Below are 17,029 nucleotides of genomic sequence, written 5' to 3'. Positions count from 1 at the left end.
TGCCGCCCCGAGCGGCACGACTGCCCGCAGCTAAGCGAACCCGCACCCGCACCCGCGTACGCCCGACCCACCACCGCCGCGGAGGCGCTACGCCCACCCCCACCGAAGCCGCACAGGCCGCCGCAGGCACCCCGCACCACCCACGGCGTGCTACCGCACCAGACACGGCCGCTTCGCGTCGAACTCCCACCCCGGGATCAGGTACCGCATCCCCACCGCATCGTCCCGCGCCCCCAGCGCCTTCTCCCGATACAGCTCGTGCGCCGCCAGCAAGCGGTCCGTATCGAGCCGCACACCCAACCCCGGCGCGTCCGGAACAGCCACCTCCCCGCCCACGATGCGGGGCGGCTCGACCGTCAACCGCTCCAGCCCCTCCTGCCAGATCCAGTGCGTGTCCAGCGCGTTGTACTCCCCCGGCGCCGCCGCCCCGCAGTGCGTCACCATCGCCAGGGAGATGTCGAAGTGGTTGTTGGAGTGACACCCCCAGGTCAGCCCCATCGCGTTGCACAACTGCGCCACCCGCACCGACCCCTGCATGGTCCAGAAGTGCGGATCGGCCAGCGGAATGGAGACCGACTGGAGAGCCAGGGCATGGGCCATCTGACGCCAGTCGGTCGCGATCATGTTCGTCGCCGTCGGCAACCCCGTGGCCCGGCGGAACTCCGCGAGGATCTCCCGCCCGGAGTAACCGCCCTCCGCCCCGCAGGGATCCTCGGCGTACGCGAGCGTGCCCACCAACGGCCGGCACAGCTCGACCGCCTCCCGCAGCGACCACGCCCCGTTCGGGTCCAGGGTGATCCGCGCCCCGGGAAAACGCGACTTGAGAGCGCGCACCGCCGCGACCTCCTCGGCCCCCGCCAGCACACCTCCCTTGAGCTTGAAGTCCCGGAAACCGTAGTGCTCGTAGGCCGCCTCCGCCTGGCGCACGATCGCCTCCGGCGACAGCGCCTCCTCGTGCCGCACCCGGTACCACGCCACGGACGAGTCGGGCTCCCGGACGTACTCCAGATCCGTACGGTCCGGGTCACCGACGTAGAAGAGGTACCCCAGCACCCGCACGGAGTCCCGCTGCTGCCCGTCACCCAGGAGCGCCGCCACGGGCACGTCCAGATGCTGCCCGAGAAGATCGAGCAGCGCCGACTCGACCGCGGTCACCGTATGGACGGTGGTCCGCAGGTCGAAGGTCTGGACACCCCGCCCCCCGGCGTCCCGGTCGGCGAACCGCTCGCCGATCTCGCGCAGCACCCGCTTGTAGTCCCCCACCTTCGCCCCGACGACCAGCGACTCGGCGTCCCGCAGCGTCCGCGTGATCTTCTCCCCGCCGGGCACCTCCCCCAGCCCGGTACGCCCCTCGGAGTCGGTGAGGACGACGATGTTGCGGGTGAAGTACGGGCCGTGCGCGCCGGAGAGGTTCAGCTCCATGCTGTCCCGGCCCGCGACGGGGTAGACGGCGAAGGCCGTGACGGTCGGCTGCGGTCCGCTGCTCATCGGGTGCCCCTTCTGAAGGCTTGTGAAGGCTGAATCGACATGGTTCAGAGACTGAGGGCGTCGAGGACCCACTCGACCGCCAGCACGCCGCCCAGGCCGAGCACGGCGAGCACGGTCGTATAGGACGTACGGACCTTGATCGCCTCGATGACGGAGAGGTTGAAGTACTCCTTGAACAGCCAGAACCCCGGGTCGTTGACGTGGGAGAAGGCGATGGAGCCGCAGGCGACGGCCAGCACCATGACCTCCGGGTGCACCCCGCTGCCCGCCAGGAGGGGCAGTGCCACGCCGGAGGCCGTGACGACGGCGACGGTGGCCGAGCCGAGCGCGATGCGGAGGATGACGGCGACGAGCCAGGCGAGGACGATCGGCGAGATGGACCAGCCGTCCGTGACGTCCTTGATGTAGTCGGAGATCCCGCCCTCGACGAGGACGTTCTTGAAGGCCCCGCCCGCGCCGATCACCAGCAGGATCATCGCCATGGCCTGGGCCGCCGAGCCGCAGGAGGCGCCGACGTCGCTCAGGCTGCGCCCGATCCGCGGTCCGAACGCCCAGACCGCCAGGCACAGGGTCAGCAGCAGGGCGATCGGCGCCGACCCGACGAAGGCGACGGCGTGCAGGAAGGGGCTGTCGCCCGAGGCGGCCATGTCGGTCACGGCGGCGGCCACGATCAGCACCACCGGGAACAGCGCCACGAACAGCGACCAGCCGAGGCCCGGCATCTCCTCGTCGGTGAACTCGCGATCGCTGACCAGGCCCTTGGGGATGGCCGGGGTCATCCTCGCGACGAACGGAAGACGGGGCCAGGTCAGGGCGATGAGCGCACCGGCGGGCACGGCGACGAACAGACCGTAGAACAGCGTCAGTCCGACGGAGGCGTGGAAGGCCGCGGCGACGGCGGTGGGCCCGGGGTGCGGCGGCAGGAAACTGTGCATGGTGGACAGGGCGATGGACATCGGCAGGCCGACCCACAGCAGCTTCGCCCCGGTCACCCAGACCAGGGTGAACGCGATGGGCACGATGATGACGAACGCGACCTCGTAGAACATGGTCACGCCGATCAGCATGGACGTGACCACCATGGCGACCTGGACCCACCGCGGTCCGAAGGCGTCGAGGAGTTTGCCGGCTATGCGCTGTGCGGCGCCGGCGTCCCCCATCACGCGGCCGACCATGGCGCCGAGCCCGATGGTCAGCATGGTGTCGCCGATCTGGTCCCCGATGCCCTCGGAGAGGACGTCCGGGATGGTCGCCACCGGAATCCCCCGGACCAGTGCGACCCCGACCGCCACGAGCAGCAGGGCCGCGAAACCGTTGAGTCTCAGCCTGGTCATGAGGAGAAGCAGAGCCAGAACGCTGATCCCGACTACGAGCAGAGGCAAGGCAGTTCCCCTTTGAACCGGTGTCCCATCCCCATATGCAGACGTCCCTATATGCAGATGGCGTCCACGTATGCAGATGGAGGCTAAGTGGGTGAACGTGCCGGGTCAATGGCCGGGCGATCACAGATTGCTGCGGACCTACGATGAGCCCATGCAGGAGAGCAGAGGGGTCCGCGGTGTGAAGTCGGCGGCCCGGACCGTCGCGCTGCTGGAACTGCTCGCCGAGCGGGGCGAGCAGCCCTCGCGCCTCGACCAGCTCTCGGAGGACCTGGGCGTGCCGCGCAGCAGCATGTACCAGCTGCTCCGGACACTCGTCGACGCCGGCTGGGTCCGCACCGACGCCACCGGCTCCCTCTACGGCATCGGGATCCGTGCGCTGCTCACCGGCACCGGTTACCTGGACGGGGACCGGCGGGTCCGGCTGGTCCGTCCGTATCTCGACGAGGCGTCGGACGCGCTCGGCGAGACGATCCACCTGGCCCGGCTCGACGGCCCGGACGTCGTCTACCTCGCCACCCGCGAGTCCCACGAGTACCTGCGGACCATCAGCCGGGTCGGCCGTCGCGTCCCGGCCCACGCCGGCGCGCTCGGCAAGGCACTGCTCGCGGAGCGCGCCGACGAAGAACTGCCGTTCACGAAGTGGCCGTTGACCGCGCTCACGGAGAACACCCACACCGACCGGGCGGCGCTCCTCGCCGACCTGGCCCGGGTGCGCGAGCGCGGCTACTCCGTCGACCGCGAGGAGACGGTGCCCGGCATCGCCGGCTTCGGCTTCGCGCTGCGCTACGGCACACCGGTCGTCGACGCCATCAGCTGCTCGGTCCCGGTGGCCCGGCTGACCCCGGAGCACGAGGCCCGCATCGTCTCCGTGATGCGGGACATCCGGGCGAGGATCGAATCCCGCCTACCGCCGGCACCGGACACACCCGACTGGCGCTGACGGGCATCCCCTAAGCGGGTGCCCGTCGACTCCACGCCCCATGACGGGGTCCTTCAGCCGGCCGCCCCGTCCGGCAGGACCCCGGCCCGGAACGGCTCCACACCTTCGAGCCTGCGCACCCGCGTCGGCTCGATCAGCAGCATCACCCGGCGCTCCCCGGGCAGCAGCCACGGGTACCGGTCCTCCCCGAGGTACTTCCGCGCGAGCCGGTCCATCGCCCGCTCCGCCTCCTCGCCCTCCACGAACCGGACGACCTTCCCCCGGATCTCCGCCCGGTCGTACGGGTTCCCGGGATCGTGGTGGGACAGCGAAACGTACGGATTGCGCCGCAGGTTCTCTTCCTTCACCCGCCCGACGGACGTGTTGACCATGACGTACTCCCCTTCGATGTCCGCCCACATGGGCGACACCTGGGGCGCACCGTCCGCACCCACCGTCGCGAGATGCCAGAAGTTCGCCGCGCGGAGACGCTCGCGAATATGCCCGCTGAGCTTGCCGTTCACCTGAGTGGCCGCCTTTCCGGGCCCACGCTCACCAGGCCCGGTGCCATCCTCGCCGCACCCCCGCCCCGGCCGACAGACGATCTTCGGCCCCGGTCGAACCCGCTGGTAGCCGTAGGTTCCTACAATCCGTGTTCCTGGCTGAACAGACCGTAGTCACCGCAGCCCCGCGCCCCTAGCTTGTGGCCCGTGCGCCGACCTTCAGCCCGCCCGAGCCAGCCCACACCCCACCTCGTGCCCGCCACCCCGACGCCCCCGCCCTTCAACGCCCCCGCCGCCCGCCGGCTGCGCGCGGCCCTCGGCATGACACCCGAGCACGTCGCCTACGGCATGCGTGTCTCCTACGGGCACCCCCACATTACCCCGGACCACGTCATGGCCTGGGAACGCGGGGCGGCGGCCCCGTCCGCCTCCGAACTGACCGCCCTCGCAGGGACGTTGTGGTGCTCGCCCGGCGAACTCATCGGCAGGCCCCGCACCCTGCGCGAGCACCGCATCGCCCGCGGTCTCGCCCCCGAGGACGTGGCCCGTGCCGTGGGGCACGAACTCCACGCGTATCTGCGGATGGAGGAGACCGACAACTGGCGCGGCACCGACCGCCAGTCCGCCGCCCTCGCCGATCTGCTCGGCCTCGGCCTGCCCGACTTCGTCACCGTCACGGGCCGCGACGCCAGACTCGGCGACCTGCTGCGCAACGCCGTCACCACCCGCTGGCAGGCCTACGTGCGCCCGGTGGCCAAGGTCGTGCCCCTGGACCGGCCGTTCCTGGAGGGCGCCCTCCAGGGGCTGCACCAGGACTACCAGGGGCACATGGCCGCCACCCTGAGCTGGGGCGGCGGCAGCAGCGACGCCGGCGACGCCGCCCGCGACTTCCTCGACCGGATCGTCGAGCACTTCTGGACGAGAATCCAGGAGAGCCCGGCCTAGGGGTGTCCGCGCCCGGCCCTCTAGAAGACCGACTCGGCCTCGTCCATCCGGTCCTTCGGGACGGTCTTCAGCTCGGTCACGGCCTCCGCGAGCGGCACCATCACGATGTCCGTGCCGCGCAGCGCGGTCATCCTGCCGAACTGCCCCTGGTGCGCGGCCTCCACCGCGTGCCAGCCGAACCGGGTGGCGAGCACCCGGTCGTACGCGGTCGGTGAGCCGCCGCGCTGGACGTGGCCGAGAATGACCGGCTTGGCCTCCTTGCCGAGCCGTCGCTCCAGCTCGTGGGCGAGTGCGGTGCCGATGCCCTGGAATCGCTCGTGGCCGAACTTGTCGATCGCGCCCTTGCCGTAGTCCATGGTGCCCTCGGCCGGGTGGGCGCCCTCGGCGACGCAGACGACCGCGAACTTCTTGCCGCGGGCGAAGCGCTCCTCGACCATCTTCACGAGATCGGCCGGATCGAACGGCCGCTCCGGCAGACAGATCCCGTGCGCACCGGCCGCCATGCCGGACTCCAGCGCGATCCAGCCGGCGTGGCGCCCCATGACCTCCACCACCATCACCCTCTGGTGGGACTCGGCGGTGGTCTTCAGGCGGTCCATCGCCTCGGTGGCGACCCCGACCGCCGTGTCGAAGCCGAAGGTGCGGTCGGTCGACGAGATGTCGTTGTCGATCGTCTTCGGGACGCCGACCACCGGCAGACCCGCGTCGGACAGCATGCGGGCCGCCGTCAGGGTGCCCTCGCCGCCGATCGGGATCAGCGCGTCGATGCCGAACTCGTGGATCATGTCGGAGGCGTTCTCGCAGGCCTCGCGGAGCCGGTCGCGCTCCAGCCGGGACGACCCCAGGATCGTGCCGCCGCGGGCCAGGATGCCGCTGACCGCGTTCAGGTCGAGGGTGCGGTAGCGGCCGTCCAGCAGTCCCGAGTAACCGTCCTCGAAGCCGATGACCTCGTCGCCGTAGTTGTCGACCGCCCGGTGCACGACCGACCGGATCACGGCGTTCAGGCCGGGGCAGTCGCCGCCTGCGGTGAGAACTCCGATACGCATCGTGCTGTGTCTCCTGCTCGCTGTTGATACCGGTGAGCCTCTGCCGATTGTTTCACGCTCCACAGCCGGGTGCCGCACCCTGGACTGATGGGCGCCTTATCTATCGGCGGAGGTATTGTCAAGAGGGTTCTGCTCACCTCGGTGGGCGATTTTTGTGCCCGTGGCTGGATAGCCGTTGGCTTGATATGTACCCCCACTCACGACGAAACGGAGAGCGCGCGTGACCCGCAGCGTGTACGTGACCGGCATCGACCGCGGCGACGGCCGCCAGGTCGTCGAACTGGGGGTCATGGAGCTCCTCACCCGGCAGGTCGACCGGGTGGGCGTCTTCCGTCCCCTCGTCCATGACGGGCCCGACCGCCTCTTCGAGCTGTTGCGCGCCCGCTACCGGCTCGCCCAGGACCCGGCGACCGTCTACGGCATGGACTACCACGAGGCGTCCGCCCTCCAGGCCGAGGCCGGCACGGACGAGCTGGTGTCCACGCTCGTCGACCGCTTCCACCTGGTCGCCCGCGACTACGACGTGGTCCTGGTCCTCGGCACCGACTACGCCGGCACCCAGCTCCCGGACGAGCTGGCGCTCAACGCCCGGCTGGCGAACGAGTTCGGCGCGTCCGTGATCCCGGTCGTGGGCGGCCGCAAGCAGACCGTCGAGTCGGTGCTCGCCGAGACGCGCAACGCCTACCGGGCCTACGACACGCTGGGCTGCGACGTCCTGGCCATGGTCGCCAACCGGGTGGCCCGCGAGGACCGCGACGAGATCGCCGCCCAGCTCGGCTCCCGGCTCCCCGTGCCGTGTTACGTCCTGCCCGACGAGCCCGCGCTGTCCGCCCCGACGGTCTCGCAGATCGGCCACACCCTCGGCGCCAAGGTGGTGCTGGGCGACGACTCGGGGCTGGCCCGGGACGTGCTCGGCTTCGTCTTCGGCGGGGCGATGCTGCCGAACTTCCTGGGCGCCCTGACCCCGGGCTGCCTCGTCGTCACGCCGGGGGACCGCGCCGACCTGGTCGTCGGCGCGCTCGCCGCGCACAGCGCCGGCACCCCGCCGATAGCGGGCGTGCTCCTCACCCTGGACGAGGTGCCCGGCACCGACATCCTCACGCTCGCCGAGCGCCTCGCACCGGGCACGCCGGTGCTGTCGGTGGCCGGCACCAGCTTCCCCACCGCCGAGCAGCTGTTCTCCCTTGAGGGGAAGCTCAACGCGGCCACCCCGCGCAAGGCGGAGCGGGCGCTCGGCCTGTTCGAGCGGTACGCCGACACCGCCGACCTCGCGCACCGCGTCTCCGCTCCGAGCAGCGACCGCGTCACGCCGATGATGTTCGAGCACAAGCTGCTGGAGCAGGCCCGCTCCGACCTGCGCCGGGTCGTCCTCCCCGAGGGCACCGAGGAGCGCGTGCTGCACGCCGCCGAGGTGCTGCTGCGCCGGGGCGTGTGCGAGCTGACCCTGCTCGGCCCCGTCGACCAGATCCGCAAGAAGGCCGCCGACCTCGGCATCGACCTCGGCGAGTCCCAGCTGATCGACCCGGCCGCCTCCGACCTGCGCGACGCCTTCGCCGAGAAGTACGCGGCCCTGCGCGCCCACCGGGGCGTCACCGTGGAGCTGGCGTACGACGTGGTCTCCGACGTGAACTACTTCGGCACGCTGATGGTGCAGGAGGGCCTCGCCGACGGCATGGTGTCCGGCTCGGTGCACTCCACGGCCGCGACCATCCGCCCGGCCTTCGAGATCATCAAGACCAGGCCGGACGCCGACATCGTCTCGTCGGTGTTCTTCATGTGCCTGGCCGACAAGGTCCTCGTCTACGGCGACTGCGCGGTGAACCCGGACCCGAACGCCGAGCAGCTCGCCGACATCGCCATCCAGTCGGCGGCCACGGCCGAGCGGTTCGGCGTGGAGCCGCGGATCGCGATGCTGTCGTACTCCACGGGCACGTCCGGCTCCGGCGCCGACGTCGACAAGGTGCGCGAGGCCACCGAGCTGGTGCGCGCGCGCCGGCCCGACCTGAAGATCGAGGGCCCGATCCAGTACGACGCCGCCGTGGAGCCGTCGGTCGCGGCGACCAAGCTGCCCGGCTCCGAGGTCGCCGGACAGGCGAGCGTGCTGATCTTCCCCGACCTGAACACCGGCAACAACACCTACAAGGCCGTGCAGCGCTCGGCCGGAGCGATCGCCGTCGGCCCGGTGCTCCAGGGTCTGCGCAAGCCGGTCAACGACCTGTCCCGTGGCGCCCTCGTCCAGGACATCGTCAACACGGTCGCCATCACGGCGATCCAGGCCCAGTCCCCCGCCCCGTCCCCGAGCGAGAAGGCAACCGCCCAGTGAGCCCGTCCCGTGTCCTCGTCCTCAACTCCGGCTCCTCGTCGGTGAAGTACCAGCTGCTCGACATGCGCGACAACGGCCGGCTGGCGGTGGGTCTGGTCGAACGCATCGGCGAGCAGACCTCCCGGCTGAAGCACACCCCGGCCGGCGGCGAGAGCCGGGAGCGCGGCGGGGCGATCGCCGACCACGACGCCGCCCTGAAGGCCGTCGCCGAGGAGCTCGCCAAGGACGGCCTCGGCCTGGACTCGCCCGAACTGGCCGCGATCGGGCACCGCGTGGTGCACGGCGGCAAGTTCTTCACCGAGCCGACCGTGATCGACGAAACCGTGCTCGCCGAGATCGAGCGGCTCATCCCCGTCGCCCCGCTGCACAACCCGGCCAACCTCACCGGGATCCGCACGGCGCAGGCGCTGCGGCCGGACCTGCCACAGGTCGCCGTCTTCGACACCGCCTTCCACACGACGATGCCGGAGTCGGCCGCCCGCTACGCGATCGACGTGAAGACGGCCGACGAGCACCGCATCCGCCGCTACGGCTTCCACGGCACCTCGCACGCCTACGTCTCCCGGGCCACCGCCGAGCTGCTCGGCAAGGACCCCGCCGAGACGAACGTGATCGTGCTGCACCTGGGCAACGGGGCGTCCGCCTCTGCCGTGCGGGGCGGTCGTTGCGTGGACACCTCCATGGGCCTGACGCCTTTGGAGGGGCTCGTGATGGGTACGCGCTCGGGAGACATGGACCCGGCCGTCATCTTCCATTTGATGCGTGTTGGTGGAATGTCCGCCGACGAGATCGACACTCTTCTCAACAAGAAGAGCGGTCTGATCGGTCTGTGCGGCGACAACGACATGAGGGAGATCCGCCGCCGCGTCGACGAGGGCGACGAGCAGGCGGAGCTGGCGTTCGACATCTACATTCACCGCCTGAAGAAGTACATCGGCGCCTATTACGCCGTACTCGGACGGGTGGACGCGGTGGCCTTCACCGCCGGTGTCGGCGAGAACGCGGCGCCCGTGCGGGAGGCCGCCCTGGCGGGCCTGGAGGAGCTGGGTCTCGCGGTGGACGGCGAGCGCAACGCCGTACGCGGCGACGAGGCGCGGCTGATCTCGCCCGAGGGCGCCCGGGTCGCGGTGGCGGTGGTGCCCACCGACGAGGAATTGGAGATCGCGACACAGACCTACGCGCTGGTAATTGGTTCGGGGAATCACACCTGAGCGGCATCCCGCCCTTTTGTATTTTCCGCCAGACGGAATATTCCGTTGCGAAACAAACCGATAGGATCGCCCCCATGCGCCGTTCGAAAATCGTCTGTACTCTCGGCCCCGCGGTCGACTCCCACGAGCAGCTTGTCGCGCTGATCGAGGCCGGCATGAACGTGGCCCGCTTCAACTTCAGCCACGGCACGCACGCCGAGCACCAGGGCCGGTACGACCGGGTCCGTGCCGCCGCCAAGGAGACCGGCCGGGCCATCGGGGTCCTCGCCGACCTCCAAGGCCCCAAGATCCGTCTGGAGACCTTCGCCGAGGGTCCCGTGGAGCTGGTCCGGGGTGACGAGTTCACCATCACCACCGAGGACGTCCCGGGCGACAAGACGATCTGCGGGACGACCTACAAGGGCCTGCCCGGCGACGTGACCAAGGGCGACCAGGTCCTGATCAACGACGGCAACGTCGAGCTGAAGGTCACCGAGGTCGAGGGCCCCCGGGTGAGGACGATCGTCATCGAGGGCGGCGTCATCTCCGACCACAAGGGCATCAACCTGCCCGGCGCGGCCGTCAACGTGCCGGCCCTGTCCGAGAAGGACATCGAGGATCTCCGCTTCGCCCTCCGCATGGGCTGCGACCTGGTAGCGCTGTCGTTCGTCCGGGACGCCAAGGACGTCGCGGACGTGCACCGCGTCATGGACGAGGAGGGCCGCCGCGTCCCGGTCATCGCCAAGGTGGAGAAGCCGCAGGCGGTGCAGAACATGGAGGACGTCGTGATGGCGTTCGACGGCGTGATGGTCGCCCGCGGTGACCTCGCCGTCGAGTACCCGCTCGAAAAGGTCCCCATGGTGCAGAAGCGCCTGATCGAGCTGTGCCGGCGCAACGCCAAGCCGGTGATCGTGGCGACCCAGATGATGGAGTCGATGATCACCAACTCCCGTCCGACCCGCGCCGAGGCCTCCGACGTGGCCAACGCGATCCTGGACGGCGCCGACGCGGTCATGCTGTCCGCCGAGTCGAGCGTGGGCGCGTACCCGATCGAGACCGTCAAGACGATGTCGAAGATCGTCACCGCGGCCGAGCAGGAACTGATGTCCAAGGGGCTCCAGCCGCTCGTGCCGGGCAAGAAGCCGCGCACGCAGGGCGGTTCGGTGGCCCGGGCCGCGTGCGAGATCGCCGACTTCCTCGGCGGCCGGGGCCTGGTGGCCTTCACCCAGTCCGGTGACACCGCCCGCCGGCTGTGCCGCTACCGCGCCGTCCAGCCCATCATCGCGTTCACCACGGACGAGTCCACCCGCAACCAGCTGGCGCTCAGCTGGGGCGTGGAGCCGCACGTCGTGCCGTTCGTGAACAGCACCGACGAGATGGTCGACCTGGTGGACCAGGAGATGGTGAAGCTGAACCGCTTCAACGAGGGCGACATCGTGGTCATCACCGCCGGTTCGCCCCCCGGCGTCCCCGGCACCACCAACATGGTGCGCGTCCACCACCTGGGCGGCGCCAAGAGCTGACCGGTGGAAAGGGCCTGAGGGCCCGTGTACGGCGCCGAGGGCGCCCCCTGGGGTCAGGGGGCGCCCTCGGCGTCTGCGGCTCCCGAACGGGCTTTGAGGGGGCTTCAGTCGGTGATGTAGTTGTGCAGCCCGGGCACGTGCAGGGTCCCGCCGAACTGGCCGGCCTGCTGGACCTTCACGTTGGTGAAGTAGATCAGCGGGATGTTCAGCGGCGGCGGGTGCTCCGGGTCGAACGTGATCGGGATCAGTCCGAGCAGGTTCCCGGAGATGCTCTCCGTGTACATCACCGTGTCGCCGTCGCGGATCGTGGACGTCGAGCCCTTGGCCGCCTGCACGTGGTAGGTCTTGCCGGACTGCTTGTCCTTGACCGTCTGGTGGAGGTCACCGATGTCGGTGCCGCCGGAGATGACGTACTTCAGGACCTTCTTGACGGTGCCGTTGGCGGTGCGCACCTCGACGACGCCCTTGTAGTCGGCGCCCTTCAGCGTCAGCGAGCTGGCGTTGAGGAACCACGGGTCGTCGGGCAGCGGCACCTTGTTGTCGACGCCGCCCTCGGCGTCCGTGGCGGCCGGGCAGTCCTCGGCGTCCGTGGTGGAGCTCGGGGACGGGCTGGGCGAGGCGGTGGCCTCCCCGGCCTGCTCCGCCGCCTTCCCGGCCTGCTCCGCCGCCTTCTCGACGGCCTTGCCGGTGTCCTCGGCCGCCTTGGACGCCTTGTCGGCGGTGTCCTTGACGGTGTCCTCGACCGTGCCGGTGGCCTTCTCGGTCGTGTCCTTCACCGTGCCGGCGGCGTCGTCGCCCGTCTTCTCGGTGCTCTCGGACGCCGAGGCGGACGGGGTGGGGCTCGGGCTCGTGCCGGCCTTGTTCCCGCCGTCGAAGATGCCCGAGATGGCGTCGCCGATGTCCTCCAGCACGTTGCCGCCGCTCTCGGACGGCGAGGGGGACGGCGTGGCGGCCGAGTCGCCGCCGGGCGTGCTCGGGGACGGGGACGGCTCGGGCTCGCCCTTGTCGTCGGAACCTGAATCCGACGAAGAGGAATCGCCCTTGTCCGCGCCCGTGCCGCCCTCGGGGGCCGAGGGGGACGGGGTGGGAGCCGTCTCGCCCTTGCCGGCGTTCTCGTCCTTCGCCCCGTCGCTCGCCGAGGGGGACGGCGTGGGCGAGGCGGAGTCGTCGCCCTTGGGGTCCTTGGCGTCCTCCAGGGCCGCCACGCACTCCTTGTACTCGTCGGCCGTCAGGCTCTTCGACGTCGGCGTCGCCGGGTTGTTGCTGTCGGCGATGGCGAGCGTGGATGTGAAGCCCATGCCCATGAGGACCGCGGTCGGCATCGCCGCCATGGCTATCGCCTTGCCCGCGGGCCTGTTGAACCTGGTGAACAGCGGCTTCTTGGGTGCCGCGTGGCGCGGCCCGGTTCTCACACGGGACGCCTCCACATCAGCCCCGTGGGTCACCTCGTCAGCCGGCACTGTGCCTCCCGTTCGCCCCGTTGGCCGGGTTCGTTCCTGACAGATCGTTCGGCTCGCCCACCCCGTCCACGGGCTTGAGCACCGTGGTGTCGTGGTCCATGGCGTCGGGAGCATCGCCCGTGCCCGTGGTCGCGTGGCTGGCGAGCTGCCCCGCGGGCGGCGGGCCCGGCGCCCAGGCGACGGCCATCGCCCCGCCCACGAGGGCGAGGAGGAAGCCGATGAGGAAGCCGCCGAGGTTGGACACGGGGATGGACACCAGCGCCAGCAGGATCGCCGCGACACCCGCGAAGACCCGGACGTGCTTCTGGAACCAGAGGCTGACGCCCAGCACGACGAGCAGCACGCCGATGATCAGGGAACCGGCACCCGCGGTGGTCGCCATCGCCAGCGTCAGGTGACCGATCTGGAGGTTCGCGTACGGGAAGTAGGCGATGGGCAGTCCGCTGAGCAGGACGAACAGCCCGGCCCAGAACGGCCGCGTACCCCGCCAGGCGCGGAACTGCTGCCTCCGGAGAGTGAACTGGCCGTCTGCGGCAGGAGTCTCGGCGCTCATGGAAAAACAGCTCCCTGGTACGGCGTTGCTGTGGTGGTGATGTGGGCCGTCCGTGAAGGCCCGGCCGGAAGGTGGACGGGCGGGGGCGCCACCGGCTCCCCCGCCCGTCATCGAGTGCTTAGTAGCACTCCTTGACACCCGTCGACAGCGACATCTTCAGGCCGCTGAGCTTGAAGGTTCCGGCGGTGGTCGCCCACGCCGTCTGCTTCACGTCGGACAGGGTCGCCCGGTCCGCCTGCTGGGCGAAGCCGTACGGGTTCGACGTCTCGCCCTTCCTCATGGCCGGACCCTTGTTGGCGTCCTTGGCGGCCACACCGATGTCGATGTTCTCGAACGTCGCGTCGGCGCTGAGGTCGGCGACATCGATGTAGAGGTTCTGCGCCTCGACCGGCTTCGCACCCTGGCCGGCACGCAGGATCAGGCTGACGTTCCCGAGCACCGGAATGTTCGGGGTGACGACCGACTGGCACAGGTCCTTGATCGTCGCCGTCTTGAACGACGAGACCGCGACCGGGTGCACAGCCTTCTTGCCGTCGAGCGTGTACCCCTCGTCGAGGGCGCCGTACTGCGAGAAGCCCTCACCGACGAGTTCCTTCGTCGTGACCTTGAACGACTGCCCGGAGACGCTGAACGACGCGGCGAGAGCGCCCTGCGCGAGGGCGACACCTATCGCAGCCGTGGCGGCGACGCTGGGCACCATGACCACAGCGAACCGCTTCCATCTGGTCCCGCCACGCACCTGGGACTCCATATTTCCTCCTTCTCGGACGTACATCTCCTGTCCTGGCTCGCCCCGAGTCGCGGCTCAGCCGGGCAGGGATGGGAGAAGTGCTACGTCCTCGGGAAGGAGAGCGCCTGCACTCGGCGGCGCAACTAGCGCCCGAATCACCGGCGATCACCCCCGAGCGACAACCACTGGTCGCGCCTGACACGCATCACGCACAACCCTGCTGGACAGGCTTCGCCGGACGGGCGAAGACCCCCCTGTCCAAGAGCCGGCGCCACTGCCGCCGGCTCTGCTCGGTGGGGACCCAGGACGTCCCGCGACCCAACCGGCTGCCGGGGTACGGGAATGGACCGAGCGTGGCCGATCGTGGTGCATTCTCGCCGCCCGCACAAGGGGGTTCGTTACTGGCTAGTAACGGCGGGATAACCGAACAACGACCCCCCGGTCTCGGACGACGACACAGGGTGTTGTCGAACGGCGGTACAAAGCTGTTGATCGCTGGACAGAAACCGACAGATCAACGCCCACGACTTACTCGTAGTAACAGCGGCCGCGATTACCAAGTTTTGGTAAAGCGCGGCCGCGGTGACGCTCTGTCGGCAAATTCTTCACATGGGCACCACAGGCCCGCGTGTTTAACGACTGGTCAGAACAGGGCCCGCGCCAGGGCCCTGCGGGCCGCGACCACCCGCGGATCCTCGGGTCCGACCACCTCGAACAGCTCCAGCAACCGCTTCCGCACGGTGTCCCGGTCGTCACCCACCGTACGCCCCACGGTCTCGATGAGCCGGCCGAAGGCGTCCTCCACATGGCCGCCCACCAGATCCAGGTCGGCGGCGGCGATCTGCGCCTGCACGTCGGCCGGCTTCTCGGCCGCGTCCCTGCGCACCCGCTGCGGGTCGACGCCCTGCACCCGCTGGAGCAACTCGGCCTGGGCGAGGCCCAGTTTGGCCTCCTCGTTGCCCGGGTCCTCGCTCAGTACGTTCTTGTAGGCCTGGACGGCACCGCTCAGATCGCCCGAGTCCAGCGCCTGCACGGCGGCCTCGAGGAGCCCGTCGTACGGACCGGCCGGCCGCTCGGGAGCCGACTGGGCGCCGCCCGGGTCGGCCTCGGGGTCGACGGTGAGGCCGGTCAGACCGAAGCGCTGCTCCGCGACCTGCACCAGCTGGTCCAGCGTCTGCCGGATCTGCGCCTCGCCCGCGGCCCCCTGGAAGAGCGGCAGCGCCTGCCCCGCGACGACCGCGAACACCGCCGGGATCCCCTGGATGCCGAACTGCTGCATCAGCATCTGGTTGGCGTCGACGTCGATCTTGGCGAGCAGGAAGCGGCCGTTGTACTCGACGGCCAGCCGCTCCAGGACCGGGCTCAGCTGCTTGCAGGGCTGACACCACTCGGCCCAGAAGTCGATGACGACGGGCACCTCGGCGGACCGCTGGAGGACGTCCCTCTCGAACCCCGCCTCGTCGACGTCGATGACGAGGTCGGCCGGGGAGATCGCCCCCGCGCCGCCTTCCCGGGCGGCTTGCGCCCGCGCCTGCTCCGCCTTCGCCTTGGCCTCCTGGGCCGCCTTCACCGCGGCGAGGTCGACGACTCCGCTCATGGACATGTTCCGTGGCTGCATGCGTCTATCCTCCCCCGTACTGCGCGCGCGTGTGAAAAACGATGTGGAAGCCGGGCCGGTCGGGTGCCCTTCGGCGCCGGGTCCCCACCCCACGCCAGGTCGCTCGAGCCCGTGTACGTCCCTCACGGGCTTTCGCTACGAGTCGTAGCGTAATGCCACACCGAACCGCCGGAACACCACCTCCCGGTGATCTCCCTCACGGCCACACAGGAACCGCCGGTTTATGGTCAGGACATGCACAGCCGCAGCCCAGCCAGCCGCACCGGGCGCCCGCGCAGCGCCACGGCGGACGCCGCGATCCTGGCCGCGACGCGGGCGGCGCTGGTCGAACTGGGCTGGTCCAAGCTCACCTTGGGAGACGTCGCGACCCGCGCCGGGGTTGCGAAGACGACGCTGTACCGCCGCTGGGCCGGCAAGAACGAACTGGTCGTCGACGCGGTCGCCGAACTCTTCGACGAACTGGAGCTCCCGGACAGCGGCTCACTGGCCGCGGACATCGAGGGCGTCGTCCTCCAGTTCGCCGCCATCCTGGCCCGCCCCGAGGCGAAGAGCGGCCTGATGGCGGTGGTCGCGGAGGCCACCCGCGACGACGCCCTGCGCGAACGCATCCGCGAATCGGTGGTCGACCGCCAGAAACGCCTGGTCGTGGAGGGCAGATCCCGAGCCCGGGCGAGAGGCGAACTGCCGCCCGAACCGGATCCCGTCACGGCGTCCCGCACAGCGGACCTGATCTTCGACATGGTGGCGGGAGCGGTGGTCCACCGCACGCTGGTGAGCGGGCAGCCGGTGGACGAGGAGTGGGTCCGCGGCTTCACCCTGGTGCTGCTCAAGGGCCTGACGGGAGAAGCCGCACACCCGGCCGCCGGCTGAGCCGGGCCCGTCCGCCGCGCCGGAGTGCGGCCCGCTCAGGAGGAACCGCCGCCGAAGGTGATGTTGCCGTGGATGTCCCGGCCCTGGATCACCGTGCCCTGGGTGCCGCCGGAGATCTCATTGTGAACGTCCCCGGACCGCGATCCGGCCTCCGCGTCCGCCCGCCGCCGCCAGACCTCCAGCGCCGCGGCGAAGTCGGGGTCCTGCCGGGCGCGTGCGTTGAGCAGCGCGGCGAGCTGCCCGGCCCGCTCCTCGGTGCGCGGGGGCTCGGCGGGCAGCGCCGGCTCCTCTTCCCCCGCACGGCGTCCCCTCCGGGTGACCAGGTCGCGCAGGGACGCCCAGATCTGTTCGCCGGCCGCACCGGCCGTCCCTGAGGCGAGAGCCACGAGCAGTCCGGCCGTGATGGGCTCCACGGAGGTCCTCCAGTCGTCAGCGAATCGTGCACTGAGGGGTATGGTGCCGCACGAGGTCCGCTCACG

General features: G+C 70.4%; 15 protein-coding genes. 6 read left to right on the top strand and 9 right to left on the bottom strand.

The features are described from left to right. Positions 1 to 150 precede the first annotated feature (150 nt). Together GTY47_RS20075 and GTY47_RS20070 are read right to left on the bottom strand one after the other, a co-directional pair. A complete protein-coding gene (locus GTY47_RS20075) occupies positions 151 to 1,488 on the bottom strand; it encodes an enolase C-terminal domain-like protein (RefSeq protein WP_010048600.1) in 1,338 nt (445 codons plus the stop codon). 44 nt (positions 1,489 to 1,532) lie between these two features. Continuing rightward, positions 1,533 to 2,870, bottom strand: a complete 1,338-nt coding sequence (locus GTY47_RS20070; protein WP_010048599.1) for a gluconate:H+ symporter — start codon at positions 2,868 to 2,870, stop codon at positions 1,533 to 1,535. A 151-nt stretch (positions 2,871 to 3,021) separates the two neighbouring features. Here GTY47_RS20070 and GTY47_RS20065 point away from each other — a divergent pair, with 151 nt between their 5' ends. Then, entirely contained in the window at positions 3,022 to 3,810 is a 789-nt protein-coding gene (locus GTY47_RS20065; RefSeq protein WP_029181782.1) for an IclR family transcriptional regulator, read from the top strand. A gap of 53 nt (positions 3,811 to 3,863) precedes the next feature. Here the strand turns inward: GTY47_RS20065 and GTY47_RS20060 are convergent, their stop codons facing one another. Further along, complete coding sequence (locus tag GTY47_RS20060; RefSeq protein ID WP_010048594.1) at positions 3,864 to 4,313, bottom strand: PPOX class F420-dependent oxidoreductase; 450 nt, start codon at positions 4,311 to 4,313, stop codon at positions 3,864 to 3,866. 186 nt (positions 4,314 to 4,499) lie between these two features. On the opposite strand from GTY47_RS20060, the gene GTY47_RS20055 reads away from it, so the two are divergent. Further along, positions 4,500 to 5,237 carry a helix-turn-helix transcriptional regulator gene (locus GTY47_RS20055; protein ID WP_029181781.1) on the top strand — a complete coding sequence of 246 codons (738 nt, stop codon included), beginning with the start codon at positions 4,500 to 4,502 and terminating at the stop codon, positions 5,235 to 5,237. A gap of 20 nt (positions 5,238 to 5,257) precedes the next feature. On the opposite strand, the gene GTY47_RS20050 is transcribed toward GTY47_RS20055, so the two are convergent. After that, positions 5,258 to 6,283 carry an ATP-dependent 6-phosphofructokinase gene (locus GTY47_RS20050; RefSeq protein ID WP_010048592.1) on the bottom strand — a complete coding sequence of 342 codons (1,026 nt, stop codon included), beginning with the start codon at positions 6,281 to 6,283 and terminating at the stop codon, positions 5,258 to 5,260. A gap of 220 nt (positions 6,284 to 6,503) precedes the next feature. Between GTY47_RS20050 and pta the strand changes: the two genes are divergently transcribed. From pta to pyk, 3 genes are all read left to right on the top strand, one after another. Beyond that, a complete protein-coding gene (pta, locus tag GTY47_RS20045; RefSeq protein WP_010048591.1) occupies positions 6,504 to 8,606 on the top strand; it encodes a phosphate acetyltransferase in 2,103 nt (700 codons plus the stop codon). After that, a complete protein-coding gene (locus GTY47_RS20040; protein ID WP_010048590.1) occupies positions 8,603 to 9,817 on the top strand; it encodes an acetate kinase in 1,215 nt (404 codons plus the stop codon). Before pta ends, GTY47_RS20040 begins: the two co-directional genes overlap by 4 nt. Before the next feature lie 74 nt (positions 9,818 to 9,891). Further along, entirely contained in the window at positions 9,892 to 11,319 is a 1,428-nt protein-coding gene (gene pyk, locus GTY47_RS20035; RefSeq protein WP_010048589.1) for a pyruvate kinase, read from the top strand. Between the two features lie 104 nt (positions 11,320 to 11,423). On the opposite strand, the gene GTY47_RS20030 is transcribed toward pyk, so the two are convergent. The 4 genes from GTY47_RS20030 to GTY47_RS20015 all read right to left on the bottom strand — a co-directional run bounded on the left by GTY47_RS20030 (position 11,424) and on the right by GTY47_RS20015 (position 15,680). Continuing rightward, positions 11,424 to 12,779, bottom strand: a complete 1,356-nt coding sequence (locus GTY47_RS20030; protein ID WP_029181780.1) for a hypothetical protein — start codon at positions 12,777 to 12,779, stop codon at positions 11,424 to 11,426. Beyond that, positions 12,769 to 13,332 carry a DUF6114 domain-containing protein gene (locus GTY47_RS20025; RefSeq protein ID WP_010048585.1) on the bottom strand — a complete coding sequence of 188 codons (564 nt, stop codon included), beginning with the start codon at positions 13,330 to 13,332 and terminating at the stop codon, positions 12,769 to 12,771. The genes GTY47_RS20030 and GTY47_RS20025 overlap by 11 nt, the downstream gene beginning before the upstream one ends. 118 nt (positions 13,333 to 13,450) lie before the next feature. Continuing rightward, complete coding sequence (locus GTY47_RS20020; protein ID WP_010048584.1) at positions 13,451 to 14,083, bottom strand: DUF6230 family protein; 633 nt, start codon at positions 14,081 to 14,083, stop codon at positions 13,451 to 13,453. 622 nt (positions 14,084 to 14,705) lie between these two features. Next, the gene (locus GTY47_RS20015; protein WP_010048583.1) at positions 14,706 to 15,680 is read right to left on the bottom strand and encodes a tetratricopeptide repeat protein; all 975 of its coding nucleotides are present in this window, start codon (positions 15,678 to 15,680) and stop codon (positions 14,706 to 14,708) included. 234 nt (positions 15,681 to 15,914) lie between these two features. Between GTY47_RS20015 and GTY47_RS20010 the strand changes: the two genes are divergently transcribed. After that, a complete protein-coding gene (locus tag GTY47_RS20010; RefSeq protein WP_010048582.1) occupies positions 15,915 to 16,550 on the top strand; it encodes a TetR/AcrR family transcriptional regulator in 636 nt (211 codons plus the stop codon). Positions 16,551 to 16,585: 35 nt separating this feature from the next. On the opposite strand, the gene GTY47_RS20005 is transcribed toward GTY47_RS20010, so the two are convergent. Continuing rightward, positions 16,586 to 16,963: a hypothetical protein gene (locus tag GTY47_RS20005; protein ID WP_010048581.1), complete on the bottom strand. Its 378-nt coding sequence runs from the start codon at positions 16,961 to 16,963 to the stop codon at positions 16,586 to 16,588. Positions 16,964 to 17,029: the final 66 nt, after the last annotated feature.

Source organism: Streptomyces sp. SID5464, assembly GCF_009862985.1.
GTDB classification, from domain to species: Bacteria; Actinomycetota; Actinomycetes; order Streptomycetales; family Streptomycetaceae; genus Streptomyces; species Streptomyces chartreusis_D.
This window is presented reverse-complemented; position numbering and strand designations above follow the sequence as displayed.